At 67.0% G+C, this 24,504-nt stretch carries 22 protein-coding genes; 14 read left to right on the forward strand and 8 right to left on the reverse strand.

What is annotated here, in order from left to right:
• On the forward strand, window positions 1-721 hold a 721-nt coding region (locus VH499_RS16775; protein ID WP_332053889.1), incomplete at its 5' end, for an ABC transporter substrate-binding protein.
• Here the strand turns inward: VH499_RS16775 and VH499_RS16780 are convergent.
• The 6 genes from VH499_RS16780 to VH499_RS16805 all read right to left on the reverse strand — a co-directional run bounded on the left by VH499_RS16780 (window position 718) and on the right by VH499_RS16805 (window position 7,533).
• Window positions 718-2,151, reverse strand: coding sequence for an acyltransferase (locus VH499_RS16780; RefSeq protein WP_332053890.1), 1,434 nt, complete (start codon window positions 2,149-2,151; stop codon window positions 718-720). The genes VH499_RS16775 and VH499_RS16780 overlap by 4 nt on opposite strands.
• A 182-nt stretch (window positions 2,152-2,333) precedes the next feature.
• Entirely contained in the window at window positions 2,334-2,963 is a 630-nt protein-coding gene (locus tag VH499_RS16785; protein ID WP_332053891.1) for a TetR/AcrR family transcriptional regulator, read from the reverse strand.
• Between the two features lie 226 nt (window positions 2,964-3,189).
• A complete protein-coding gene (locus tag VH499_RS16790; RefSeq protein WP_332053892.1) occupies window positions 3,190-4,605 on the reverse strand; it encodes a phospholipase D-like domain-containing protein in 1,416 nt (471 codons plus the stop codon).
• A gap of 19 nt (window positions 4,606-4,624) precedes the next feature.
• Window positions 4,625-5,959, reverse strand: a complete 1,335-nt coding sequence (locus VH499_RS16795) for an aspartate aminotransferase family protein (protein WP_332053893.1) — start codon at window positions 5,957-5,959, stop codon at window positions 4,625-4,627.
• Window positions 5,960-6,069: 110 nt separating this feature from the next.
• Entirely contained in the window at window positions 6,070-6,528 is a 459-nt protein-coding gene (locus tag VH499_RS16800) for an AAC(3)-I family aminoglycoside N-acetyltransferase (protein ID WP_332053894.1), read from the reverse strand.
• 12 nt (window positions 6,529-6,540) lie between these two features.
• Entirely contained in the window at window positions 6,541-7,533 is a 993-nt protein-coding gene (locus VH499_RS16805; protein WP_332053895.1) for an MDR family oxidoreductase, read from the reverse strand.
• 110 nt (window positions 7,534-7,643) lie between these two features.
• On the opposite strand from VH499_RS16805, the gene VH499_RS16810 reads away from it, so the two are divergent.
• From VH499_RS16810 to VH499_RS16830, 5 genes are all read left to right on the forward strand, one after another.
• Window positions 7,644-8,513, forward strand: a complete 870-nt coding sequence (locus VH499_RS16810; protein WP_332053896.1) for an SDR family NAD(P)-dependent oxidoreductase — start codon at window positions 7,644-7,646, stop codon at window positions 8,511-8,513.
• A gap of 71 nt (window positions 8,514-8,584) precedes the next feature.
• Window positions 8,585-8,986, forward strand: a complete 402-nt coding sequence (locus VH499_RS16815) for a MarR family winged helix-turn-helix transcriptional regulator (RefSeq protein ID WP_332053897.1) — start codon at window positions 8,585-8,587, stop codon at window positions 8,984-8,986.
• An 89-nt stretch (window positions 8,987-9,075) separates the two neighbouring features.
• Window positions 9,076-9,912: a TauD/TfdA dioxygenase family protein gene (locus VH499_RS16820; protein ID WP_332053898.1), complete on the forward strand. Its 837-nt coding sequence runs from the start codon at window positions 9,076-9,078 to the stop codon at window positions 9,910-9,912.
• A 346-nt stretch (window positions 9,913-10,258) separates the two neighbouring features.
• On the forward strand, window positions 10,259-10,402 hold the full coding sequence (locus tag VH499_RS16825; protein ID WP_332053899.1) for a hypothetical protein: 144 nt from the start codon (window positions 10,259-10,261) through the stop codon (window positions 10,400-10,402).
• Window positions 10,403-10,574: 172 nt separating this feature from the next.
• A complete protein-coding gene (locus VH499_RS16830; protein WP_332053900.1) occupies window positions 10,575-12,635 on the forward strand; it encodes a mechanosensitive ion channel family protein in 2,061 nt (686 codons plus the stop codon).
• Window positions 12,636-12,692: 57 nt separating this feature from the next.
• Here VH499_RS16830 and VH499_RS16835 read toward each other — a convergent pair whose 3' ends face one another.
• A complete protein-coding gene (locus VH499_RS16835) occupies window positions 12,693-13,697 on the reverse strand; it encodes an AraC family transcriptional regulator (protein ID WP_332053901.1) in 1,005 nt (334 codons plus the stop codon).
• A 134-nt stretch (window positions 13,698-13,831) separates the two neighbouring features.
• Here VH499_RS16835 and VH499_RS16840 point away from each other — a divergent pair, with 134 nt between their 5' ends.
• The 8 genes from VH499_RS16840 (at window position 13,832) to VH499_RS16875 (ending at window position 22,957) form a co-directional block, all read left to right on the forward strand.
• Window positions 13,832-15,139, forward strand: coding sequence for an MFS transporter (locus VH499_RS16840; RefSeq protein WP_332053902.1), 1,308 nt, complete (start codon window positions 13,832-13,834; stop codon window positions 15,137-15,139).
• Window positions 15,140-15,150: 11 nt separating this feature from the next.
• Complete coding sequence (locus tag VH499_RS16845) at window positions 15,151-15,552, forward strand: carboxymuconolactone decarboxylase family protein (protein WP_332053903.1); 402 nt, start codon at window positions 15,151-15,153, stop codon at window positions 15,550-15,552.
• Between the two features lie 27 nt (window positions 15,553-15,579).
• Window positions 15,580-16,659 (forward strand): 3-keto-5-aminohexanoate cleavage protein, encoded by a 1,080-nt coding sequence (locus VH499_RS16850; RefSeq protein WP_332053904.1) that lies wholly within the window; start codon window positions 15,580-15,582, stop codon window positions 16,657-16,659.
• 155 nt (window positions 16,660-16,814) lie between these two features.
• On the forward strand, window positions 16,815-19,373 hold the full coding sequence (locus VH499_RS16855) for a hypothetical protein (protein WP_332053905.1): 2,559 nt from the start codon (window positions 16,815-16,817) through the stop codon (window positions 19,371-19,373).
• Window positions 19,374-19,549: 176 nt separating this feature from the next.
• Window positions 19,550-20,845 (forward strand): sugar ABC transporter substrate-binding protein, encoded by a 1,296-nt coding sequence (locus VH499_RS16860; protein ID WP_332053906.1) that lies wholly within the window; start codon window positions 19,550-19,552, stop codon window positions 20,843-20,845.
• Window positions 20,838-21,746: a sugar ABC transporter permease gene (locus tag VH499_RS16865; protein WP_332053907.1), complete on the forward strand. Its 909-nt coding sequence runs from the start codon at window positions 20,838-20,840 to the stop codon at window positions 21,744-21,746. The genes VH499_RS16860 and VH499_RS16865 overlap by 8 nt, the downstream gene beginning before the upstream one ends.
• Entirely contained in the window at window positions 21,743-22,558 is an 816-nt protein-coding gene (locus tag VH499_RS16870; protein WP_332053908.1) for a carbohydrate ABC transporter permease, read from the forward strand. Before VH499_RS16865 ends, VH499_RS16870 begins: the two co-directional genes overlap by 4 nt.
• A 3-nt stretch (window positions 22,559-22,561) precedes the next feature.
• On the forward strand, window positions 22,562-22,957 hold the full coding sequence (locus tag VH499_RS16875; RefSeq protein ID WP_332053909.1) for a DUF423 domain-containing protein: 396 nt from the start codon (window positions 22,562-22,564) through the stop codon (window positions 22,955-22,957).
• Here the strand turns inward: VH499_RS16875 and VH499_RS16880 are convergent.
• Window positions 22,843-24,504: a hypothetical protein gene (locus tag VH499_RS16880; protein WP_332053910.1), complete on the reverse strand. Its 1,662-nt coding sequence runs from the start codon at window positions 24,502-24,504 to the stop codon at window positions 22,843-22,845. The two genes, VH499_RS16875 and VH499_RS16880, sit on opposite strands and share 115 nt — an antisense overlap.

Consider the following 24,504-nt stretch of genomic DNA (forward strand, 5'->3'; position numbering starts at 1 on the left):
CGAGTATGTCGGCACCGGCGCTTCCGTTGCCGCCTTCAACACCGAGGTGGCACCTTTCGACGACGTGCGCGTGCGGCGTGCGCTGGTGATGGCGCTCGACCGCAAGAAGATGTCGCAGGTGCTCACCAACGGCCTTGCCCGGCCGGCGACCAATCCGTACGGCGACGGCTCGTGGGTCAAGTGCAAGGACGACGGCGCGCTGCCGTTCGATCCCGACAAGGCGCGCGCGTTGATCAAGGACTACGGCAAGCCGGTCGAGTTCAAGATGCTGGTGACCGCCACGCCGCGCGGCCGCGCCACCGGCCAGGTGCTGCAGCAGCTCTGGAAGCAGGTCGGCGCGAAGATGGAGATCGAGCAGCTCGACCAGGCAGTCATCGTGCCGCGCGCCTTCAAGCGCGAGTTCCAGCTCACGCCCTGGCGCATCGCCGACCTGCCGGACCCGGCGCCGCAGATGTATGCCGACTTCCATACCGGCAGCCCGGTGGCGCTCGCCAACTACTCCGATCCCGAGCTCGACCACCTGCTCGAGCACCTGAACGACACCGCCGACCAGGCGAAGCGGGCGGAGGATTTCTGCGCCATCGCCCGCCTAGTCAATCGCGAAGCGATCTGGTTCTGGTTCTTCCAGAATACCTACTACGCCATCGCCAAGGCGCACGTGAAAGGCATTCCAAAGCTCTACAGCGGTGTCATCGACGTCTCGGGCGCGTGGCTGGACTAAGGCGTGTACTCATGAATTCGCCGATGCGCGACCAGCGGAACGCGGCGAAGCGCCACCACCAATCCCCAGCTCAGGATGACAGCACCGACACAGACGATGCCGGCCTTGGCAATCGGGCCCAGCGCGACCGCGAACAGTGCGAACTGGAGCCAGACGACGATAGGGTAGTGAACAAGATACATGCCGTAGGAACTGGCGCTGAGGCTGTCGAAGACAGGCTGGTGCGCGACCGCAAAGCGACGGAAGAGTCCAATGAAGGCGAAGCTGATTGTACCGCAGCACAGTACGAGTGTGAGGTCGTTCAGAAGCTGCACGGTGAGAGGCAGGGGCCGATGCGCGCCAGCTACCGGCAGGATGAGCGTCACGATGACAGCGAGCCGCAACGCAAAGGCGGCAAGCCCGGCTGAAAGCCAAATCGGCCAGCGCCGCGCCAGCGCGGCAAGAAAACCGGACCCGGTGGCCGAGGCGCCGATCTGGATACCGGCCAGAAAGTAGGCAGCATAGAGCAGCGGGCGGCTCGCCTGGAACGAGAAGGGGCCGAACGTGAGCCAACGCTCCGCGCCGAAGGCCAACTCCATCGGGACATAGACCACTGCCGAAACGACGAGGAGAACAGCAACGAATGCCGGCGGACGACGGTCCAGGCCGAGATGCCACGCGGTCCGCGTGTTCGCGGTGCAGCGGCATCGAACTCCATAAAGCCCGGCTGCGACAGCATCGAAGACGAGCAGCAGCCAGATGAACCAGGCGGGGCCGCTCGGCCAAAAGCCAAGCGATAGCCAGGCGCGGACGTAGGCGAGGAAGCCCGGGTCGGCGCCGGTCACCGCATAAGATGGGTAGTAAGCAACGGGCGCCAGTATTCCCGCGGCGACTGCGAACGGGAGGCCCAGCCGCAAGATCCGATCGCGCAGGAACCTCGCACTCCCTTTCCGCTTCAGGCTTGGCCAGACGAAGAGACCTGAGAGCAGGAACATGAGCGCCATGAAGAACGTGTCGTTGAAGATGGCAAGGAGGTCGAACCCGGCCCAACGTTGGGGATCGACGATCGGCGCAGGCAAGATTCTGAATGTCCTCGATTGCGCAGGCCACATGACCGCATATGCCAGCACCGAATGATGGAGCAGCACGAGGAGGACAACGAACGCGCGCAGGTAGTCGAAGCTGGCATCGCGAGCCTTGGCCTCGGGAAGAGCATTGGCCTCGCCCGCCGGAATCGAGGCTTTGAGTCGCGGGAAGAACGACGCAAGCGCGGGCCGCGTCAGCATCCAGGTGAGCGCCAGGAACACCAGTGCCTGGACGCCTTGTTCGATGCGCATCCACGCGGGGAATGGGCCAGGCAGCGACGCGACGCCGACAAAGCCGACGGTGCCGAGGATCGCAATCCACTTCGCGCGTACATAGGCCCAACGCCGGCCGCGGCGCATCTTCATGCCGCACAACAGCATGAACAGGCTGACGACGAGGATGATCGTCGACCGGACCCAGACCGCCGGCGGAACGCTTTGCCGCAGAGCAAAGGCTACCGAGAGCAGCGAGACGCAAAGGCCGAGATTGATCCATTGTGCACCAATCACGGGCCGAAGCTGGGCGTGAAGCGCACGGGACGGCGTCGTCATGAGGATTGCTTCCGGGTGGCGAGGGCGAAGACTGTTGCCAGTTCCCTGCCATGCAGCTTGACGTCGAGGTCGGGCTCACGCGCCAACAGGGGCGGCACGCCGTCGATGGCCTGGATGATCGTCAGCGCCATCACGCGCGTATTGAAGCGGCGGAATTCACCGGACCGCTGACCAGCGCGCAGCAACTCTTCGAGGTTCGCGGTACGCCCGGCGAGTGACTCGGGACCGATGACCAGGCTGCCGTCGGCGCGGCGCGCGCTCATCGCGATCTCGACGAGGGCGATCAGCTGCTTGCGGTGAGCGTCGATGAATTCCAGGTCGGACTCGATGTAGGCGCGCAATCGTCCGGCCGCGGACGTCTCGGCCAGGATGCGCGGTTCCATATGGGCGCGGCCTGCGGCGACCACCTTCTCGACTATGGCGTCAACAATCTCCTCCTTGTTGGGGAAGTGATAGGTGATGACGCCCTTGCTGACGCCGGCCCGCTTGGCGATTCGGTCAACCGAGGCCTTGGCAAACCCCACTGCGGCGATCGTGTCGATCGCACAGTCGACGATCTGCGCGCGGCGTGCGGTCTCGGTGAACGACCGGCTCTCTGCCGGAACAGATCTGGTTCTAGCACGCATGTACTGATATTAGTACAATTGTACTATTCCGTCAAGGTCGGCGTTCCAGGGCAGCGGAGCTGATCGACCAACGAGTTGCCGCTTCTGATCCTTCCCGGATTTGGTGCGACTTCCGCGCGCGGCGACGAAGGGCACGCGCCCGGCTCCAAGGCGTGCCCGCTGCTTGATTCGTTTGTACCGGCCAAGCCGGGGAGGCGCGGTCCTGCCAGCTTCGACGGACTTTGCGCTAGAGATAGGGCTGCAGCAGGCGGGCGGCGCTGTTGCGCAGGCGCAGTGGCAGCGGATCGGCGTCGAGCGTGGCGAGATCGAGCCGGCGGCCGGTGTGCGTCGCCTCGGCGAGACGGCGTGCAAAGCCGGGATTCTGGATCTCGACATTGAGCTCGAAGTTGAGCCGGAAGCTCCGCGTGTCCCAGTTCGCGCTGCCGATCAGCGACCAGGTGTCGTCGATGGTCATGAGCTTGGAATGATCGAACGGCGGCGGCAGCAGCCAGACCCGGCAACCCGCTTCCAGGAGCGTGCGCATCGGCACGCGACGCGCCCAGTCGAGCACGATGTGGTTGGACTCCTCGGGCACCACGATGTCGACCGCGATGCCGCGCATCGCCGCCAATCCCAGTGCCGTGGTCAGGACCTCGGGCGGCAGGAAATAGGGCGTCACGATCCGGATCGAACGGCGCGCGCAGGAGATCGCGTGCAGCGCCACGAACTCGATCTGCTCGAGATCCTCGTCCGGCCCCGAGGTGATGGCGCGGGCGACGACATCACCGGCTGCGTCGAGATCGGGGAACCAGTCCTCGTCCCCGAGCTTCTCGCCGGTCGTGAACAGCCAGTCGTCGGCGAACACCTCGGCAAGCTGCTCCACCACCGGCCCTTCGATCCGGAAGTGCGTGTCGCGCACCGGATGCGGCGGCTTGGACGCGAGCAGGTTCTCGCGGCCGATATTGATGCCGCCCACGAAGGCGGTGCGGCCGTCGACGATCATCAGCTTGCGGTGGTTGCGCAGGTTCAGGAATGGCATGCGCCAGGGGAAGTACGAATGCAGGAAGCGCGCCACCGGAACCTGCGCCTCGCGCAGACTCCGGTACGCCTCGTTCACGAAATAGCCGCTGCCGATGCCGTCCAGCAGGACGCGCACCTGCACGCCGCGCTGCTTCGCGCGCGCCAGCGCCTCGATGAAGGGCCGGCCGGCGAGATCGTCGCGGAAGATGTAGCTTGCGAGCCCGACGCTGCGCTCGGCCGCATCGATCGCCGCCAGCATCGCGGGATAGGTCTCGTCGCCGTTGCGCAGCAGCTCGGCGTGGTTGCCCGACTCGGCGGGCAGGCCGGTGAGGCGGCCGATCGCATATTCGAGCGGCGTCAGCGGACCGGCCCCGGGATCGCCGGGCGTTGTCTGGTCGACGACGAAGAGGTGCGAACGCTCGCTCCGCAGCCGCCGGGCGCGCCGCTTCACGCGGTTCACGCCCATCGCGAAGTAGAGCAGGCCGCCCACGAAGGGCGACAGCCAGGCGATCCCCATCCACGAGATCGCCGCGCCCACATTGCGCTTGTAGAGCAGGACGTGGATCGTCACCCAGCCCGCGATGACGAGGTGCGCCAGCGCGGCTGCTTCGGTGACGAGCCAGGCGAAGTGGGCGCCGGTCACACTGGGCTTGCGAGGGCGCTCAGGCCGCCGTCGCCTTTATCGCCTTGCCGGTGATCTCGATCATCTCGTCGATCTGGCTCTTCTCGACGATCAAGGGCGGCGACATGGCGATGCAGTCGCCGGTCTGGCGCACCATCAGGCCGAGTTCGAAGGCCTTGACGAAGGCCTCGTAGCCGCGCGCACCCGGCGCGTCCTTGCGGCCTTCGAGGTCGATGCCGGCGGCGAGGCCGAGATTGCGGATGTCGGTGACGCCCGCGCCCTTCAGCGAATGCACGCCGTCCTCCCAGTACTTCGAGAGATCGGCGGCGCGCTGGAACAGGCCCTCGTTCTTGTAGATGTCGAGCACGGCGGAGGCCGCGGCGCAGGCCAGCGGATGGGCGGAGTAGGTGTAGCCGTGGAACAGCTCGACCGCGTTCTCCGGCCCGTTCATCAGCCCGTCGTAGATGTGCTTCCTCACGAACACACCGCCCATCGGCACGGTGGCGTTGGAGATGCCCTTGGCCACCGTCATCAGGTCGGGGATGACGCCGAAATATTCGGCGGCGAAGGCGGTGCCGAGACGTCCGAAGCCGGTGATCACCTCGTCGAAGATCAGGAGGATGCCATGCCGGTCGCAGATCTCGCGCAGGCGCTTGAGATAGCCCTTGGGCGGCGGCAGGTAGCCTGTGGAGCCGGCGCAGGGCTCGACGATCACGGCCGCGATGGTCGAGGCGTCGTGCAGCGCCACGATGCGCTCGAGCTCGTCGGCAAGCTCGACGCCATGCTCGGGCTCGCCGCGCGTGAAGGCATTGCGCCGGGGATCGTGCGTGTGCGGCAGGTGATCGACCCCCGGCAGCATGGCGCCGAACCATTTGCGGTTGTTCACCATGCCGCCCACGGAGATGCCGCCGAAGCCGACGCCGTGATAGCCGCGCTCGCGGCCGATCAGGCGGGTGCGCGTACCCTGCCCGCGCGCGCGCTGCCAGGCGAGCGCGATCTTGAGCGCGGAGTCGACGGCCTCGGAACCGGAGTTGCAGTAGAAGGCGTGGTCGAGATCGCCCGGCAGCATCGCGGCATGGCGCGCCGCGAGCTCGAACGACCTCGGATGGCCCATCTGGAAGGAGGGCGCGTAATCCATCTCGTCGAGCTGCTTCATGATCGCGGCCTTGATCTCCTCGCGGCCGTGGCCGGCGTTGACGCACCACAGGCCCGCCGTGCCGTCGATCACCTTGCGCCCTTCCGGCGTCCAGTAGTGCATGCCCTTGGCCCGGGCCAGCAGCCGCGGGTTCTTCTTGAACTGCCGGTTCGCCGTGAACGGCATGAAGAAGGCGTCGAGGTTGTTGGCGGTGGGCTGCGTGCTGGGCGGCGGCGACATGGCGGGACCTTTGATTGGGGAACGATCGACCCGAATTAATCTATCACCTGTCCCGCGCTGCCACCACGCGGCCCCTTCATCCTCCTTTGAGAAATTCTGGGGCGATGGGGTCAGCCCGGCGGAATGTCGAAATGCAGTACATCTTCGCGTACGCCGAGCTTCTCATAGAGTGCCACCGCCGGATCGTCTCCATAGTCTGCCTGTACGAAGACAACCCAAGCCTGGCGCGTAGCGGCGATGGCCTGCAGGCGCACGATCAGGGCCGTGGCTATGCCGCGTCTGCGATGCGGCTCCGCAACCGCCAAGTCATAGATGTAGATCTCGCGTCGAGCCCTTTCGAACTTGTCGAGTTCATAGGCAACCAGCCCACCCACCACGGCGCCGCGGGCCAACGCGACGAGGGCGATGACGTGATCCTTGCCGAGCAGGTCCCGCAGATAGGTGTCGCTCGGCGGCGCGCCGCCATAGGTCTCCGGGTCGCCGAAGGCCTCGCCGAACAAGGTGTTGAGCTTGCGAAGGAGCGGCGCATCCGACGGCGTCAGACGGCAAATCTCGATGGGCTCGCGCATGCGCCGCGGCTTTCACTTGCTGACGTCGATCACCACGCGGCCGCGGATCTCGCCTTTCAGGATCCTGGGCGCGAGGCGCATCAGGTCGGAGAGGCCGGCGTCGCTCACGGTGCTGTCGAGCTGGTCGAGCGGCAGGTCGCTCGCCAGCCGGCGCCATGCCTCCTCGCGCGGCGCTTTGGGAAGCATCACCGAGTCGATCCCGTACACGGTCACGCCGCGCAGGATGAAGGGCAGGATCGAGCCCGGGAACGCCGCGCCGCCGGCCAGCCCGCACACCGCTGCGGCGCCGCCATACTTCACCTGCGCGAGCGCGCGGGCGAACATCACGCCGGAGACGGTGTCGACCAGGCCGGCATAGCGTTCGGAGAGCAGCGGCCGGTCCGGTGCTTCGGTGAGCTCCTTGCGGTCCATGATGGTCGCGGCGCCGAGCGACATGAGATAGTTCGATTCCCGTGGCCGGCCGGTCGCGGCCACCACCTGATAGCCGAGGCGCGCCAGGATGGCGACCGCGATCGAGCCCACGCCGCCCGCCGCGCCCGTCACCAGCACCTCGCCCGACTCGGGGCGCACGCCATGCTTCTGCAGCGCCATCACGCAAAGCATCGCGGTGTAGCCCGCCGTGCCGATCGCCATCGCGTGCCTCGGGGACAGCGAATGCGGCAGCTTCACCAGCCAGTCGCCCTTGACCCGCGCCCTGGTGGCATAGCCGCCCCAGTGCAGCTCGCCCACGCGCCATCCGTTCAACACCACCTTGTCGCCGGGCCTGAAGCCGGGATGGTCCGACGCCTCCACGGTGCCGGCAAAATCGATGCCGCCGACATGCGGCCAGGTCTTCACCAGCCCGCCACCCGAGGTGAGGACGAGGCCGTCCTTGTAGTTCAGCGTCGAATATTCGACCGAAACGGTCACGTCGCCCGCCGGCAGGCGACTGTCCTCCAGGGTCTCGATGGCGCCGGCGACCTTGCGGTCGGCTCCCTGGGTGAGGACAAGCGCGCGGAACGGCATGGGCGACTCCTGACTGTTGCCATTGGCCAGCGTACGAAACGAAGACCTCCGGGCAAAGGGTGCCAATGATCGCCATTGACTACGATCAATTAATTGATAACAATCATCATATGAACAGAATAGCATTCATTACTGGTGCGACCCGCAATCTCGGTTTTTCGCTGGCCGAGCGTGTGGCGCAGCGGCTCGAGCCATCCGACACTGTGTATCTGACCGGCCGCGATGCCGTTCGCGTTGCGGAGTCCGTTCGGCGCCTCTCGGGTGCGCGTGCGCAAGTGCGCGGCGAAGTGCTCGATGTCTCACAACACGGGGCGGTGGAGCACTTCGCGGCCGTGCTGGCGGAGCGTCATGGCGGCGTCGATATCGTCTTGTCCAATCACTACACGCGGGTGCAGCCGGAGGAGAATCCGGTCGAGGTCATCGATCACTACGTCGAGACCAACAATCTCGGCACCACGCGCGTGCTGCGCAGCTTCGCGCCCCTCCTGCGCGACGGCGGACGGCTGTTCGTCGTCGCAAGCCGCGCCGGCAGCCTGCGCGCCCTGGCGCCGGCGCTCCATGCGCGCTTCCAGAAGCTGCAGTCGCTCGACCACGTCGACCGCGCCATCTGTACCTGGCGCGACGAAGTTCGCAGCGGACAGGCGGCGGGGCGGGCCTGGCCAGCCTGGATCAACATTCCCTCCAAGATCGGCCAGGTCGCCGCGGTTCGCGTACTGGCGGGCCAACGCCGCGCCGATGATTTGCGTCGCGGCATCCTGATCGCGGCGATCTCGCCCGGGTTGATCGACACCGGCGCATCGCGGGCGTGGCTCGACATGCGCGGCGCCGCCGCGCCGGACGAAGTCGCCGGCCCGATCGTGGATCTCGCCCTCGCCTCCGAAACCGATGAGCACTTCTACGGCGAACTCGTCCATGTGGGACGGCAACCGGATCCATTCGGTGCGGTGATGGCAAGCAGGTCGATCGTGCCGTGGACATGAGCGGCCGGCCTAGATCGGCCGCGCGAAAGTCTGTCGGGCGGCGCCTGCCGGGCGAGGAACCGCGCCTTGGCATGCTCGTGAAGCGAGCCGAGCAGGCGATGATCCGCGCCAAGAGCGCGACGTTGAAGACGGTGGGCTTGACCTCGGCGCAATACGTTGCCCTGGTCGAGCTCGATCGGCAGCCGGGAGTCACGGCAGCGACGCTCGCACGCGCCTGCCTGGTCACGCCGCAGGCAATGATGATCCTGCTCAAGACCATGGAGCAGCAGGGTCTTGTCGGCAGGTCGTCGCATCCGCGCCATCCCAATGTGCTCGAGCTGCATATGACCGATGTCGGACGCGAGGCGCTTCAGGCGGCGCGCGAGCGGGTGCAGCCGATCGAGCGGCGCGTCTTCGACGTCTTCTCGGCAAAGGAGCTCGTCGTCTTTCGCGAACATCTGTCGCGCTTCATCGACGCCTTCGAGAAGGAGTAGGGGAAAGTCCGTAATACGGACTTCGGCCACTTTGGCGATGCGCGCCGGCCAGGGTGGCGTAGGTTCGCAGCACACGGAGGAAACGCCCCATGGCCTATCAGTCGATCGAAGTGCGCAAGCTCACGCCCACCATCGGCGCGGAAATCTTCGGGGTCGATCTCGGCAAACCGCTCGGCAACCAGCAGTTCCAGGAAGTGCACGGCGCGCTGATGGAGAACCTGGTGATCTTCTTCCGCGACCAGAAGATGACGATCGAGCAGCACAAGGACTTCGGCCGCCGCTTCGGCCCGTTGCATGTGCACCCCAACGCCCCCATCGCCTTCCCCGAGCATCCCGAGATCCTGGTGATCAAGGCCGACGAGAAGTCGAAGCGCGTGGCCGGCGAGGAGTGGCACTCCGACGTCTCGTGTGATCTCGAGCCGCCGATGGGCTCGATCCTCTACCTGACCGAGGTGCCGCCCGAGGCCGGCGGCGACACGCTGTTCGCCAACATGTACCGCGCCTACGAGACGCTCTCCGAGCCGATCAGGAAGCTGCTGCAGGGGCTGACCGCGCTGCATGACAGCTCCAAGGCGCACTACTACCGCGCCAAGGCGACCGACCGCGACGACATCAAGTTCCCCAACGCCGAGCATCCGGTGGTGCGCACCCATCCGGTGACCGGCCGACAGGGCCTCTACGTCAATCGCGGCTTTACGCTGCGCATCCCGCAGCTCAGGAAGAACGAGAGCGATGCGCTGCTCGAGATGCTCTACCGCCACATCGAGACGCCGGAGTTCCAGTGCCGCTTCAAGTGGCAACCGGGCTCGGTGGCGTTCTGGGACAATCGCTGCGCCCAGCATCACGCGATGTTCGACTACTTCCCGCACCGCCGCTACGGCCACCGCGTGACGGTGTGCGGCGACAAGCCGTTCTACCGGGCGTAGCCCGCCGACGGCGGAAGTTCGATTCCGGCGGGCTTGGCGTCCCGGCCGCAAGCCCGGCACGTCCAGGTGCCGCCTCCGGTGTCGCAATAGCAGTCGACCCGGTCGCGTGAACTCGAGAGACGGAGCACCTCATGACCTGTCGCACGATCGCCCTCGCCGGCGCCCTGACCCTGCTTGCCGCCACTTCCTTTGCACAGCAACCGATGACCTTTCGTCTCGAGAAGGGTGATCGCAATCCCTCCGTCTGCGCCCAGGCCGATGCCTCGATGTCGCGCCCGCAGACGGTGACGATTGCCATGACGTCGCCACCCTCAAGTCGAACGGCGGCATCAACGACAAAGCCAGGATGGTCAGCCCCGGCATCTACAGGACCAGGTGGTCGCTGAGCGGTCTCACCTACGACATCGAAGTCAACACATCCGGCTCACCCGCGACACTGTCCGTGGCCGAACCCAAGCTCGGCTGCAGGTGGTCAGGCAAGGCCGCCTAGGCCGACCGGCATTCGGAGCCCGCCGAGTGAAGAGCCGGTTGTGCGATCTCATGATCCATGGCGGTTCGAAATCGCAGGCGGGAACGGCGGAATATGAGTAGGCTGGCAAACGACAGCTGATGGAGCACCGCGCAAGGACGGCTGATCCAGGGGAGGTGATGCTGTGATCGCAGTGCGTTCAATCGCAATAGCGGTCGTCCTGTTGGCGGCGGCCTTTCACGAAAGGCCGGTCCATGCGCAAGAAGCGGCCCCGCCGAACATGCCACAAGAGCAGTTCGACGCGCTGGTCAATGCCATCAGCAGATCCGTCCTTGAAAAGTTGAAGTCGGAGGGGCTTCCCGCGCAAGGAGCGGCGCCGGCGAAGCCGGCTCCATCCGGCGCCGCTAGCCACGAGGAACCGGACGAGATCTCCCGCTTCCTGCAGCAGGCTGCGACGGTCATGCAGGCAACGCCGGTGTTCGGCGAGCATCTGGCGGCGATCCCGCCGATGCTGGACGAAAGCGCCACGGGCGGACGCGGCCCGGGAAGGCTCCTGCTGGTTCTGACGCTGGCCGTGGCTGGCGCGCTGGTGGCGGAAGCGCTTGTCCGCGCCGCACCTGGAACGCTGCGACACCGGATTGCCGCGGGCGCGGCGGCCGAGCGCGGTCTGCGATCGCTGAACCAGCTCGGACTCCTGGCGCTGCTCGACGGTCTTGCCGTCCTTGCATTCTGGCTCGTCGCCCGCGCCGCAATCGCCACCTGGTTCGCCGGCGCCGGTACGCAGGACCGGTTCGCGGCCGGCATCCTGATGGCGGCCCTCCTCTGGCGCCTCTATGCGCTGGTATTCCGCCTTATCCTGAGGCCCGGGCTGCCCGCGGCACGCTTGTGCAGGATGGACGACCACGAGGCGCGCACCTTGTACCGGCGGGTGTCGGCTGTCCTGCTGTTCGCGATCGCCGGACGCCTGTTGTTCTACGTCGTTGAAACGACGAAGCCTCCGCCCGAGGCCATTGCCGCCAGCCGGGTGCTTACCGCGCCGATAGTCCTGGCCGTCTTCGGATGGCTCGTCGTGCGTTCGAAGGAAGCCGCGCGGCAATGGTTCGGCGGCCTCGGCGTGGTGGCTCCCGTCGCGGGCTTCATCGGCCGCCATTGGGTAGGGCTCGGTGTGTCGTTCTTCACGGCCGCGGTCGCTACCCAGGTGTACGGCGCCATCTCGGAACATCTCGACGTGCCGAAGGCCTTGATACTCACCCTCACCCTGGTGGCAGGCTTGCTGATCTTCGAGACGCTGATGCAGGCGCTGGTACGGCGCCTCGACTCGCAGCTGGCAGGATTCACGCCGGCCGGCGATACGCCCAAGCTGCCCGATGTCATCGCGCGCTGCGTGCGGGTCGCGGTCCTGATCGGCATCGTCGTGGCGATCGCCGAGAGCTGGGTCGTCAACGTGTTTCGCCTGGTTGATGCAAGCGCATGGAAGCAGCTCGCCCGCTCCTCACAAACCGCCGGCATCACCCTCTTCACCGCCTTCGTGCTCTGGGAACTGTTCAACTACGTTGCCAACAACTATGTGGCCCGCAAGACGGCACCCGGCTCCATGGCATCGGCGATGTCCCGGCTCGGCACCCTGATGCCGATGCTGCGCGTGACGGTGGGCATCATTCTGGCGACCGTGGCCATCCTGATCGCGCTGGAGAATATCGGCGTCAACGTCACCCCGCTGCTGGCCGGCGTGTCGGTTCTGGGCCTCGCCCTCTCGTTCGGCAGTCAGACCCTGGTCAAGGATATCGTCTCCGGCATCTTCTACCTGGCTGACGACGCCTTTCGCGTCGGCGAATACATCGCCTGCGACAAGGGCCAGGGCACCGTCGAAAGCTTCACCCTGCGCTCCGTCCGGCTGCGCAATCAGAACGGCCAGGTTCACACGATACCGTTTGGCGATCTGGGCCAGATCTCGAACTTCAGCCGCGACTGGGCGGCTGTGAAATTCGACCTGCGCGTCGCCCGCGACACCGACCTCGAGAAGCTGCGCCAGGCGACGAAGAAGATCGGCGCCGAGATGATGGAAGTGCCCGAGCTGAAAGCCGAGTTGCTGGAGCCGCTGAAGATGCAGGGCGTGGCCGAAGTCGCCGACAACGCCTTGCTCATCCGGTTCAAGTTCACGGCGCGGCCGGGCAATCCCGGAATGATCCAGAACGAGGCGGTGACGCGCATGCTCCGAACCTTGCCCGCTCTCGGCGTCGAGTTTGCGAAGTAGGCCGAATGCCCATCCCGGCGCTTCAGCCACGGGCGGGACAATCGCCCGCACCAGGTTTCAGGCCGTGCGCGCGAGCCGCGTGCGCCAGGCCGAGGGGCTGAGGCCGAAACGCGCGCGGAACCATCGCGAGAAAGCACTGAGATCGGAAAACCCCAGCAGGTCTGCGACCGCGGTCAGCGGTCGCTCCCTGCTCTGCAGGATGCGGGTGGCGATCTCGGTGCGCACCGACTCGAGAATATCGGAAAAAGTCCGGCCCTCTGCGGCAAGCTTGCGATGGAGCGTGCGGCGGTCGACGTCCAGTTGACGCGCGACGTGCTCGATGGTGCAGCGGCCGGCGGGGAGCTGCAGGCGCACGAGCTCGCGCACCTTGTCCTCCATGGTTGCGTTCGGCCGCGCGAGCATCGTCTCGAGCTGCAAGCGCGCATAGCGCGCGAGCGTCGGGTTCGCCGACGGAACCGGGTGATCGAGATCGCGCCGCCGGCAGACGATGCCATTGAAGTCACGACCGAACTCGACACGCGTGCCGAAGATCCGTCGATGCGTTCTGCGATCGGCAGGCGCGTCGTGCGTGAACTGCACGAGCGGTCGCCAGTCCGCGCCAAGCAGCGAGCGCAGCACGCGGTAGAGCACGCCCACCGCCAGTTCGATGCCCTGGCGCACCGGTGCCGGCCGCGTCAGATGCAGTTCGACGCTGACGATCGCATCGTCACCGAGCTCCTCCATGCGGATGAGCATCGCCTCGTTGTGCACGCGTATGTAACGCGCGAGCGCCACCATCGCCTCGCGTACCGTCGGCTCCTGGCAGACCAGCAGGCCGACCGGGCCGAGCACGGCGAGCGAGCGGGTTTCGGCGAGGCGCAGACCGAAATCCTCGACTTTCGCCGCCCGCGCCGACGCTTCGAGCAGTCGTCCGAGCGCACCCGTCGGCATCTTGATGTCGGGGTCGTCGAGGCAGCGGCTGTCGATTCCCACCGCTGCAAGCATCTTCAGCGGCGGCAGCCCTACCGATCGGGCTACCTCCCGATAGGAGGAGAGGCACGCGCTGCGGATCAGGTCGGTCATCGGAAGCCCTGTCCCGAAATGTCAAATGACCGGCCCCCGATTGTCAAACGCCGATGCCGTCGAGGGTCTAAAGCGACACCCACAACCGGCGGCGGGTGAGCGCTTGCCGGACAGCAAATCCGAGGGAAGCGCCCATGTCCGTTGCCTCCGCCGATGCCGGCGTCGAAATCGCCCTGAAACCGCGCGAACACTGGCTGGTGCCGCCCCGGCAGGCCTGGTTCGCCTTCGGCATGGCCTTCCTGCTGATGACCTTCGACTACATCGATCGTCAAGCCGTGGTCGCGATGTTCCCCGCGTTGAAGGCCGCCTGGGGGCTCTCGGACAAGCAGCTCGGTGCGTTGATCTCCTCGGTGTCGATCGCCGTCGCGGTCTTCTCCTTTCCCATCTCGCTGTTCGCCGACCGGTGGAGCCGCGTGAAGAGCATTGCCGTCATGGCCGGATTCTGGAGCATCGCCACGATCGCCTGCGGCTTCACGCGCAACTACGGCCAGCTCCTCGCCGCGCGCAGCATGATCGGGCTCGGCGAGGCCGGCTACGGCTCGTCGGGCGCCGCCCTGCTCACGAGCATTTTCCCCGCCGCGCGTCGCGCCACCGTCCTCGGCGGCTTTCTCTCCGCGGCATCCGTCGGTTCGGTGCTCGGCGTCATCCTGGGAGGTGTCGTCACCGCGCGTTGGGGCTGGGAAGCCGCCTTCGGCGTGGTCGGCATTCCGGGCCTTGTCCTCGCCCTGATGTTCCTGTGGGTCCGCGACTATCGGACGGTGCCGCTGGTCGACGCCGGTGCGCTTAGGATGGGCGCCGCCGCCGTGGTGCGCGCGCTCGTCAAGCCACGCTCGGCTCTGGCCGCTTACCTCGGCGGTGCGCTTCAACTCCTGCCGGTGTCGACATTGCTGGCCTGGTTGCCGAGCTACTTCAACCGCTTCTATGGCCTGAACGTGGAGCAGGCCGGCATGAAATCGGCGATGGTCATTCTGCTGGCCAGCATCGGCATCGTGGTGTGGGGATATGTCGCCGACCGCATGGCGCACGCCAATCGCCGCGCCAAGATGCTGGTCCCCGCCGCCTGCATAGTGATGACCGCCCTGCTGCTCTCGCCCGCCTTCGGACTGGTGCAGCCTGGCGCGATGCAGTTCGCCATGATCCTCGCCGGCGGCTTCATGATGACGGCGGCGGCGGGCTCGCTGCCCTCGGTCGCCATCGACGTCATCCATCCGGGCTTGCGCGCGACAGCCGCGGCGATGGTGACGGTCGTGCAGAACCTGTTCGGGCTGGCCGCTGGTCCGTTCATCGCCGGCGCGCTCTCCGATGCCTTCGGCCTCGGCACGGCGCTCGCCCTGATGCCGCTCTTCTGCCTCGCCTCGGCTGCCGTCGTGATCGCGGGCGCCCGCGCCTATCCCGCCGATCTCGACCGCGCCGACGCCATCCCGGCCAAAGTCGTCGTCTGAAGGAGGAAGCCATGCCCGATACCGTCGATCCGGCCAGCACCACGCCCGTCAGCGACCGTCTTCGCGCCACCGGAAACTTCAATTCGGCGTGGAACGAGATGGCCGACCTCGATCCGGTCTGGCTCGAGAAGTTCCTCGACATGGCGATGACGCCGGTCGCCACGGGTGTGCTCGACCCCAAGACCTACGAGTTCCTGGCCATCGCGGTCGACGCCTCGTGCACGCATCTCTATGCGCCCGGCGTGCGCCGCCATATCCGCAAGGCGCTCGATCTCGGTGCCACCCGGGAGGAGATCCTGGCCGTCCTGCAATGCGTCAGCGTGCTCGGCATCCATTCCTGCGCGCTCGGCGTGCCGATCCTCGTCGAGGAGCTGGCCGCGCGCGAGACCCAGAAGAGTTCGTCCAAGCGTTAGTCCCAACCCCAGCCTCAGGAGACCATCATGCATTTTCTCGACGATTCGCTGTTGCCCGAGAACCAGGAGAAGCTCGTCATCCAGGTCGCGCCTTACGGGCCGGAATGGCTGCCGGGCGACTCCGACGACATCGCCGTCACCGTCAAAGAGCAGGTGCAAAAGGCCGTCGATTGCTACAACGCCGGCGCGACGGTGCTGCACGTCCATGTGCGCGAGGCCGACGGCAAGGGGTCCAAGCGGCTGTCCATGTTCAACGAGGTGCTGGACCGTCTGCGCACGGCCGTGCCGAAGATGCTGCTGCAGATCGGCGGCTCGATCTCCTTCGCGCCCGAAGGCGAAGGCGCCGACGCGAAGTGGCTCAACGACGACACGCGTCACATGCTGGCCGATCTCCAGCCCAAACCCGACCAGGTGACGATCGCCATCAACACCAACCAGATGAACATCTGCGAGCTGATGACCGATGACGACGTGGCCGGGACCTCGCTCGCGCTGCCGGCGTACCAGGAGGCCTATCGCGAGATGTGGATTCCGTCCGGCCCCGCCTTCGTCGCCGAGCATCTGAAGCGGCTGCAGGCGGCCGGCATCCAGCCGCATTTCATGCTGGGCGACGTCGGCCAGTTGGAGACGGTCGAGCGGCTGATTCGCCGCGGCGTCTATACCGGACCTCTGGTCCTGAACTGGGTCGCCATCGGTGGCGGGCTCGACGGCCCCAGTCCCTACAACATGATGGAGTTCATCCGCCGCGTGCCCGACGGCGCGGTCCTTACCCTCGAGACCCTGATGCGACACGTGCTGCCGGTCAACACGATGGCGATCGCCATGGGCCTGCATGTGCGGGTCGGCATCGAGGACAATCTGTGGGGACGACGGGGCGAGCGCATGACCTCGGTGCACCAGGTCGAGCAGGTCGCGCGCATCTCGCGCGAACTCTTCCGCGAAGTCGCGACCGGCGACGATGCCCGGCGCATCTATCAGATCGGCACGCACTACCAGACCGTCGAAGAGACCCTGGCCAATCTGGGCTACCCGCCCAACCGCCGGTCCGGCGAGCGCGGCATCCCGGTCCAGCGCACGAACACCGCTCCGGTACGTCGGGCTGCGTGAAGACTCCAGGACGCGGATGGCGCCGCAGACGTCGGCGCCGTTCGCGGCCTTCCTCCCCTGGGCGGGAGTCCGCAAAGGGGCGGAAGTGATCTGCACGGATGAAACTGGGGTCCGGCACATCGGCGCGCTAGCATCGGCTCCGCGAGGAGAGAGCCATGCCGGTTGCGCGTTGGCGGGTCGTGCTGCGCTGGATCACGATGAAGCTCGCGGCCGGCTGGTGGGCCGTGATCGCGGTGGTGCGCGTCGGCTGGGCATGCCGCGCGCCGATTCTTTCGGTCGCCGCCGGCTTCGGGCTGATCGCCTTCACCGACCAGGCGCGCGACATCGTGATCGCGAGCGGCGCGCCCTCGCTCTACGGCAGTTCCGGCGTCTTCACCGCAGTGCTGTCCTGGGCGGTGTTCGCGTGGTACTGGGCGCGCACCACGCTCGACTACACGTTCGTCTGCCCGCTGCCGGGACCCGACGCGCCGCCCTGGAAGCGGCGCTGGCAAGGCTTCTGGGCGTCGCACGTGCCGCGGCTGGTCGGCTTCTTCGGCATCCTCTCGGTCACGCTGGCGTTCTGGAAGGCCCACACGATCTACGCGGCCGCCGGCGACACGGTTCATGCCGACGCCTTCCGGAGCGATGCCTGGCATTACGCCGCCTACGCCGTCCTCTTCTACGCCATCGTGTGGGTGCGCCGCCCGGCGCTGCTGGCGCTGGTCCAGCGCACCAACCTGGTCTCCTCGCCCGACCTCGCCAACGCGCTCGCGCCTTGCGTCGCGCCCATCCCGCGCCTGGCCGGCTTGCGCAATCCGCTGACGCTTGCTTTCCTGATCCTGTCGCTGGTCGCCTCGCCCGTCTTCTATACCCTGGTCGCGATCGATCCGGTCGGCCTCAGCGCCTTCTTCCACGGCGCGGTGCCGGCGGTGCTGTTCGGGCTTGCGCTGATCGTCCCGGTCACCAGCATGCTGGTGATCCTCTCGGCGCAATTGCACGTTCCCCTGTTCGGCGCGGTGCTCGTCTGGTTCGTAGTCGCGCCCGGCATCCTGGGTGACCTGCACGACGTCCGCACCTGCCGCAGCCTCGCCCACTCGAGCGATCCTGCGCGTCGCTGCACGGTCGCTTCCGACCGGCCGCTGCTCAGGCAGACGTTTTTCGACTGGTGGCAGGCGAACCGGACCATCACCGCGCCGATCGCACCCACCGCGGTCGTGGCGCCGCCGATGGTCGTCGTCGCCACCGCCGGCGGGGCGAGCCGCGCCGCCTTCTGGACCACCCAGGTGCTGGGCGAGATCGCCGCGCGCGAGGAGCATTTCGCCGACCGGCTCTTCCTCGTGAGCGGAGTGTCGGGCGGCTCGCTGGGCGCGGTGACCTTCCGCTCGATCGTCGAGGCCGACCGCCGCGCCTCTTCCAACGGCAAGGGGTCGCCCCGCCTGCCGGACGCCGCGCGCGACGGCGCGAAGTTCATCGAGAACGATTTCCTCGGACCCGCGCTCGCCGCCGGCCTCTATGTCGACCTGCCCTCGGCGATCGGCCTGCCCTTCCTGCTGCCGCCGGCATGGCGGCCCGACGATCGCGCGGCGGCGCTCGAGAAAGCGTGGGAGCACGCCTGGACGCAAAGCGGCATCAGTCAGGGCACGAAGCGCTTCGCCTGGACTGACGGCTTCACGTCAGTGTTCGGCGGCGGCGAGCCCTGGCCGCTGCTGGCGCTGAACGGCACCTCGGTCGAGAAGGGCAAGCGCATCGTCACCTCCAACGTCCGCTTCTGGTCGGGCAGCGCCACCAACCCGCAGAACCTGTCGGGCGGGGTCACCCGCTACGATACTTTCGACATCACCCAGTCCGATCTGCCGATCAGCACCGCCGTCACCATGAGCGCGCGCTTTCCGGTGATCTCGCCGACCGGCGCGATGAAGGACGGGATGGGCAAGCTCTGGGCGCGCGTCGCCGACGGCGGGCTGTTCGAGAATTTCGGCGCCATGACCGCCGACGAGGTGCTGCGCTACCTGGTCGGCCGCGTCTCGGAGGTGCAGAACGGCCAGTATCCGATCGTGCCGATCGCGATCCTGATCAGCAGCGATCCGGCGATCGACCAGTTGCTGCTGCGCCGCGACGGCGTGAAGAATCCGGCTCCGCCCGACTGCCGCCCGACCGCCGAGAACGCGCGGCCGCTTCCCGTGCCGCATCCCGGCAACGGCTGGCCCGAATGCCCGGTCGATGTCAGCAAGAATGCCCGCCTGCTGGTCGATCCGGCCCTCGCCCTCTATGACGGCCGGGTGGCGCGCGGCGAGGCGGCGGCGACGGCGCTGTTCGACCGCATGACCGACTTCCGGCTGCTGGTGCGCGACCGGCTGCTCGACCATGGCGTGGCCGACATCGACGCGCTGCAGGCGCGGCTCGGCCTCGACGACCACACCGACTTCTTCCATTTCCGGCAGTGCCGGCTCGAAGGCATGAAGAGTCCGACCATGAGCTGGCACGATTCGGCCGAGGCATGGGCGGCGATGCGCATCATGCTGGGCCTCGACAAGGAGTCGTCGGGCGCCGTTCCCGATCCGTGTGGCAACCAGGCGGAATTCTTCCGCCTCTGCGTGCGGCTGGCGCGACTCGACGGCGAGACGCCCGACGACCAGGCTGCGACCGACCTCTGCGCCGCGCGCTGGCCCAAACCCGCCGGCTGGACCTGCACGATCGAGCACGACGGCCGCCGTCCCTACTGCCGGCTGGAGTAGCGGCGCGTTGCCGTTCGAGGAAAAGTCCCGGGGCTTCGTCTCGGGATGACAATTGTGATCTGGCGCGAGGGGTGAGATGGCGTGCGGTAGTCCGCGCGCTCCAAGCGCGCGTGCGGTGCGCCTTCGCGAGATTGGAGCTATCGTGTCGCTACTGAACTCCAGGGAAGGAGGGGCCAATGGGCAGAAGCCTGACGCGTCGTACCGTGCTGGCCGCGGGAGCGAGCGTGCCGATCGCCCAACTCGCATCGGCGGCAGATTTCGACTGGAAGCGGTTCAAGGGAACGCCGCTGCGCTTCATGGTGTCGGTGCATCCCTGGACCGAGTGGGCGCAGAAGCAGTTGCCGGCGCTCGAGGCGGAAACCGGGATCAAGATGAATCTGGAAATCCTCTACGAGGACCAGCTGCGTCAGAAGCTGCCGCTGACGCTGCGCTCCGATCCCGGCGCCGTCGACGGCTTCTTCACCCTGCCGTCGTGGGATGGCGCCGCCTTCTCGCGCGCCCACTGGTACGCGCCGCTGGAGCCGCTGATCTCGTCCGACCTCACCGCGCCCGACTGGGATTTCGCCGATTTCTTCCCCAACATCCTGAACATCCACCGGCTCAACGGGCAGTTGCTGGGCATCCCGATTTCGACCGAGGTGCAGGCGCTCTTCTACAACAAGGCGATGCTCTCGGCGAAAGGCATCGCGCCGCCGACCACCCTCGACACGCTGATGGTGGCAGCCAAGGCGCTCAACGATCCCGGCGGCAACGTCGCGGGCTTCGTCACGCGCGGCGATGGCGTGCAGGCGCTCTACACCTTCGCACCGTTCCTGTTCGCCTATGGCGGGCGCTGGCTCGACGACCAGGGCAAGCCCGAGCTTGCCGGCGCGCCCTTCATCAATGCGCTGAAATACTACAGCGACATCCTGCGCTCGGCGGGACCGCCCAATATCCTCGGCATGCAGTGGAAGACCTCCTATCCGCTGTTCCAGCAGGAGCGGGCGGCGATGTTCGCCGACGCGGTCAACTTCCTCGCCTATTTCCGCGACCCTTCCCAATCGAAGATCGTCGACAAGGTGGCGATGGTGCCGGTGCCGGCGGGGCCGGCAGGCAGCCATTCGACAGTGATTGCCTGGGGGCCGGCCATCGCCGCCTCGTCGAAGAAGCAGCAGGCGACCTGGTACGCCATCCAGTGGCTCACCTCCAAGCGCAACATGCTGGCGGCGAGCCTCGCCACGACCCTGCCCTCGTCGCGCAAGTCGGTCTACACGGCAGACGACTATGTGAAGGCGGCGCCCGCCGGAGTGATCGACATCGTGCAGAGCCAGGTTCCCAACGCGGTGCCCAACGGCGCCAATCCGCTGGTCGTGCAGGTGCCCGAAACGCGGGCTGCGATCGGCCAGGCAATCGTGGCGGCGCTGCGCGGCGAGGACGTGACCAAAGCCGCCAACGAGGCGCAGAAGCAGGTGCTGGCGATCATCAATGGCTGACGTCGTCGCGTCGCCCATCGAGGCGCTGCCGCAGCGGCGGCGACGGGACTGGTCGGGCGAGCTCCTGAGCCTGCCGGCGCTCCTCGCCATCCTGTCGGTGATGGGATTTCCGCTGCTCTATCTCGGCTGGATGAGCCTGCATCGCTGGTCGATGGTGGGCTTCGAGGCGCCGCGCTTCGTCGGTCTCTCCAATTTTGCCCAGCTCGCCCACGACGAACGGTTCGTCGCTGCGCTCGGCCGCACCTTCTGGTTCACGGCCCTCGGCCTCGCCTCCAACCTGCCGCTGGGGCTCGGCATCGCGCTCCTGATGCATGAGCGCTTCCCGGGCCGCGGCATCTGCCGCGCCATCCTGATTCTGCCCATGGTCGCCACGCCCGCGGCGATGGGGCTCGTGTGGGTGATCATGCTCGATCCCACGCTGGGCATCGTGCGCTACCTGCTCGGCGTGATCGGCATCAGCCAGCCGCCGCTCTGGCTCGCCGATCCCGACATCGTCGTGCCCACCCTGGTCGCCGTCGATGCCTGGATGTGGACGCCGATGGTGGCGCTGATCTGCATCGCGGGCCTTGCCGCGCTTCCCACCGAGCCGTTCGAGGCCGCCCTGGTCGACGGCGCCTCCGCGCTGCAGCGCTTCCGCTACCTGACGCTCCCGATGATGCTGTCGACCTTGACCGTGGCGGCGATGCTGCGGCTGATGGATCTCCTGAAGCTGATCGACATCGTCTATGTCATGACCGGCGGCGGGCCGGGGCATCTTTCGGAAACCCTCAACCTCTACAACTACCTGGCGGCGCTTTCCTACGACAAGATCGGCTATGGCTCGGCGATCGCCCTGGTGCTGTTCGCGATCGTGATGGCCTGCACCCTCGTGCTGATCCGTCTGCGGAGGCCGGCGTCGTGACCCGCCGGCGGCGCCGGCAGCTCGGCTTCGCGGTCGCCGGCTGGACCGTGACCCTCGTCCTTGTCGCGCCGTTCCTGTGGATGGTGCTGGGCTCGTTCAAGACCACCGTCGATTTTCTCGCCTTTCCGCCGGTCTTCGTCTTCGTGCCGACCCTCGACAACTATCGCCAGGTGCTGGCCGACAATTCCTTCCTGCACTACACGCTCAACAGCACGATCGTGGCGGCCGGGGCCACCGGCGTCGGGCTGGTGCTGGGCATTCCCGCCGCCTATGCGCTGGCGCGCTACCGGCGCACCGGGATCGGCGTCGTCCTCCTGCTGGCGCGCATGGCGCCCGGCATCGCCTTCCTCATTCCGCTGTTCGTCATGTTCCTCAAGCTCCAGCTCGTCGGCAGCTACGCGAGCCTGATCGCCAGCCACCTGATCTTCACCCTGCCGCTCACGGTGTGGATGATGGTCGGCTTCATCGAAGCCGTCCCCATCGAGATCGAGAAGGCGGCGCTGATCGACGGCTGCTCGTTGCCCGGCGTGTTGTTGCGCATCATCGTGCCGCTGACGGCGCAGGGAATCGCGGCGACGGCAATCCTCGCTTTCATCGCGTCGTGGAACAACTTCCTGTTTGCCCTGGTGCTCGCCAACGAACGGACCAAGACCCTGCCGGTCGCCGTGCTGAGCTACATCGGCTACAACTCCATCCAATGGGGCGCCCTGATGGCCGCGGCGACCCTCGTCACCATGCCGGTGCTCGTGCTGGCGCTCTGCGTGCAACGCTACATCGTGCGTGGGCTCGTGGCCGGCGCCGTGACGGGGTGAGAAATGACGAGGGATGCCGGCGCCACGGGCTGGATCGTCGCCGCAGCGCTCTCCGGCGCGCTCTCGGTGATCGCCGGCGCCTTCGCCGCGCACGGGCTCGATGCCGGCAGCGAAGCCGGCGCACGGGCACGTCAATTGCTGCAGACGGGCAGCCACTACGAGGCCGTCCATGCCCTCACGATCCTCGCCGTCGCCGCGCTTGCCACCGCGCGGCTGAACGCGCGGCTCGCCGTGGCGGCACAGGCCCTGTTCCTTGCCGGCAGCATCCTCTTTCCCGGCGCCCTCTATGTTCTCGCGCTGGATGGCCCGCGCTGGTTCGGCGCCGTCGCGCCGGTCGGCGGTCTCGCCTTCATCGCGGGCTGGCTCGCGCTCGGCGCGGCGGCGCTCGGCAAGCGCTGACCGCCCGCGCCCGGCCCCGCAGACCGCCAGCGTGGCGCGGACGCGGGACGTCTCCGGACGGCGAGCCTCTCGATCGCCGCCGTGGCGCCGAGGACCAGGGCGAGGAAGAGCATGGGCTCGATCGAATATCGGATTCGCTGCGCCTCCGCGCCGTTGATCACGTTCGGCACGATCGCGAACAGCAGGACGGCGAGCACCGGGAAGACACCGTCCGCGGTGGCCTGCCTCTTGCGGCAATAGCCGAGCAGATCGGCCATCCCCTTGGCGACGATGATCGCCAGTCCGCCGACGACGAGGAGGGCATGGAGGAAGGACATTTGCCCGAAATGATCCGACAGGTGCGCCAGACCTCCCCGGTTTGCCGACGGTCGATCATCGTAGAGCAGCAAGGCGCTCCAGAAGTCGGCATAGGGCTTGAACGGCACCGCAAGCGTCGGATGTTCCCATGACGGCATGGCAAGAAAGCTCTTCACGCTCGAGGCGACATGGCGGAGATAGACCTCGGGATGGAGCCGCAGCAACCTGAAGGCGTCCCGGCCCAGCGCCTGCGAATATTCCACCATGGCGATGTTGTTGAAATTGACCTTGCCGTCCGCTCGCCGCACGACGCACAGCGCCTCGTCCTTCGCCTCGCTTTCCGCGCAGCCCCTTGCAAACGCCGTCCAGCCTTCGAAGACCCGCGGCGTCCCGATCGCCACGCGCATGGCTTCGGAAAATTCGCCCCGGCGGGCTCTCGCCGCCATGTCCCCGGCCACCTCCGGATAGGATGGCTTCTCGGTGGGCGCGAGCATCATCATGCTGGCGAAGTTCACACCCTGCCAGGAGCTTGCCGAGAAGGTGCCGAACTCCCGCAGATTCTTGACATACATCGCCGTCACGGCGGCGACCGCCACGACCGCGACGGCGAGCGCACGGGTCTGCCGCCCGTGGCGATAGCTGGCGATCCCCCAGACCGCGAACAGCGCCACCGCGATCCAGCCCAGGTGAAACAGCGAGCGCAGCAGAGCCAGCACGACGAGGCAGGCGGCCAATGCCGTGAATGACGCGACGCGGCGCTCCTCGAAGAACCTGCTGGCAAAGAACATGGCGCACAGGAGCAGCGTCGCTTCGAGGTGGGGATAGAAGAACAGGTTCTCGTAGGTCAGGATCTGCGGCAGGATCCCGAACAGGAAAGCCGCCGCCCCCGCGGACGCCGGGCGCACTCCATAACGCCGCAGGAAAAAATAGACGATCGACACCATGATCGCCGAGCAAGACAGGAAAAGCGCCTGCAGGAAGATCGGACCGGCGCTCCCCGGCATGGCAAGGGAGAGCGCGTACAGCCCGTTCAGGAGCGGTGGCTGCATGTGCAGGAGGTAGAGCGAGCGAAGCGGCGCCTGCCGCAAGGTCTCCGCATCGAGGAGCTGCCAGAAGTTCCAGGGTATGACGAATGGAGCGTCTGCGTAGCTGCGTCCGAGCCAGCGCGCTGCGGCGCAAAGCAACAGCGCCATCCAGAACGGTGATTCGCCCATGAGCTGGCGAAAGCGCAAACCTGGTTGCGGCGGCAT

The sequence above is a fragment of the Reyranella sp. genome, from assembly GCF_036558665.1.
Lineage (GTDB): Bacteria > Pseudomonadota > Alphaproteobacteria > Reyranellales > Reyranellaceae > Reyranella.

Excerpts from the sequence above, each read along its gene's own strand:
- VH499_RS16820 (WP_332053898.1), top strand. The coding sequence starts at position 9,076 with ATGGCCTATCAGTCGATCGAAGTGCGCAAGCTCACGCCCACCATCGGC.
- VH499_RS16880 (WP_332053910.1), bottom strand. The coding sequence starts at position 24,504 with ATGCCGCCGCAACCAGGTTTGCGCTTTCGCCAGCTCATGGGCGAATCA.
- VH499_RS16835 (WP_332053901.1), bottom strand. The coding sequence starts at position 13,697 with ATGACCGACCTGATCCGCAGCGCGTGCCTCTCCTCCTATCGGGAGGTA.
- VH499_RS16800 (WP_332053894.1), bottom strand. The coding sequence starts at position 6,528 with ATGCGCGAGCCCATCGAGATTTGCCGTCTGACGCCGTCGGATGCGCCG.
- VH499_RS16860 (WP_332053906.1), top strand. The coding sequence starts at position 19,550 with ATGGGCAGAAGCCTGACGCGTCGTACCGTGCTGGCCGCGGGAGCGAGC.
- VH499_RS16780 (WP_332053890.1), bottom strand. The coding sequence starts at position 2,151 with ATGAAGATGCGCCGCGGCCGGCGTTGGGCCTATGTACGCGCGAAGTGG.
- VH499_RS16875 (WP_332053909.1), top strand. The coding sequence starts at position 22,562 with ATGACGAGGGATGCCGGCGCCACGGGCTGGATCGTCGCCGCAGCGCTC.
- VH499_RS16855 (WP_332053905.1), top strand. The coding sequence starts at position 16,815 with ATGCCGGTTGCGCGTTGGCGGGTCGTGCTGCGCTGGATCACGATGAAG.
- VH499_RS16810 (WP_332053896.1), top strand. The coding sequence starts at position 7,644 with ATGAACAGAATAGCATTCATTACTGGTGCGACCCGCAATCTCGGTTTT.
- VH499_RS16865 (WP_332053907.1), top strand. The coding sequence starts at position 20,838 with ATGGCTGACGTCGTCGCGTCGCCCATCGAGGCGCTGCCGCAGCGGCGG.
- VH499_RS16840 (WP_332053902.1), top strand. The coding sequence starts at position 13,832 with ATGTCCGTTGCCTCCGCCGATGCCGGCGTCGAAATCGCCCTGAAACCG.
- VH499_RS16850 (WP_332053904.1), top strand. The coding sequence starts at position 15,580 with ATGCATTTTCTCGACGATTCGCTGTTGCCCGAGAACCAGGAGAAGCTC.
- VH499_RS16845 (WP_332053903.1), top strand. The coding sequence starts at position 15,151 with ATGCCCGATACCGTCGATCCGGCCAGCACCACGCCCGTCAGCGACCGT.
- VH499_RS16815 (WP_332053897.1), top strand. The coding sequence starts at position 8,585 with ATGCTCGTGAAGCGAGCCGAGCAGGCGATGATCCGCGCCAAGAGCGCG.
- VH499_RS16805 (WP_332053895.1), bottom strand. The coding sequence starts at position 7,533 with ATGCCGTTCCGCGCGCTTGTCCTCACCCAGGGAGCCGACCGCAAGGTC.
- VH499_RS16825 (WP_332053899.1), top strand. The coding sequence starts at position 10,259 with ATGGTCAGCCCCGGCATCTACAGGACCAGGTGGTCGCTGAGCGGTCTC.
- VH499_RS16785 (WP_332053891.1), bottom strand. The coding sequence starts at position 2,963 with ATGCGTGCTAGAACCAGATCTGTTCCGGCAGAGAGCCGGTCGTTCACC.
- VH499_RS16795 (WP_332053893.1), bottom strand. The coding sequence starts at position 5,959 with ATGTCGCCGCCGCCCAGCACGCAGCCCACCGCCAACAACCTCGACGCC.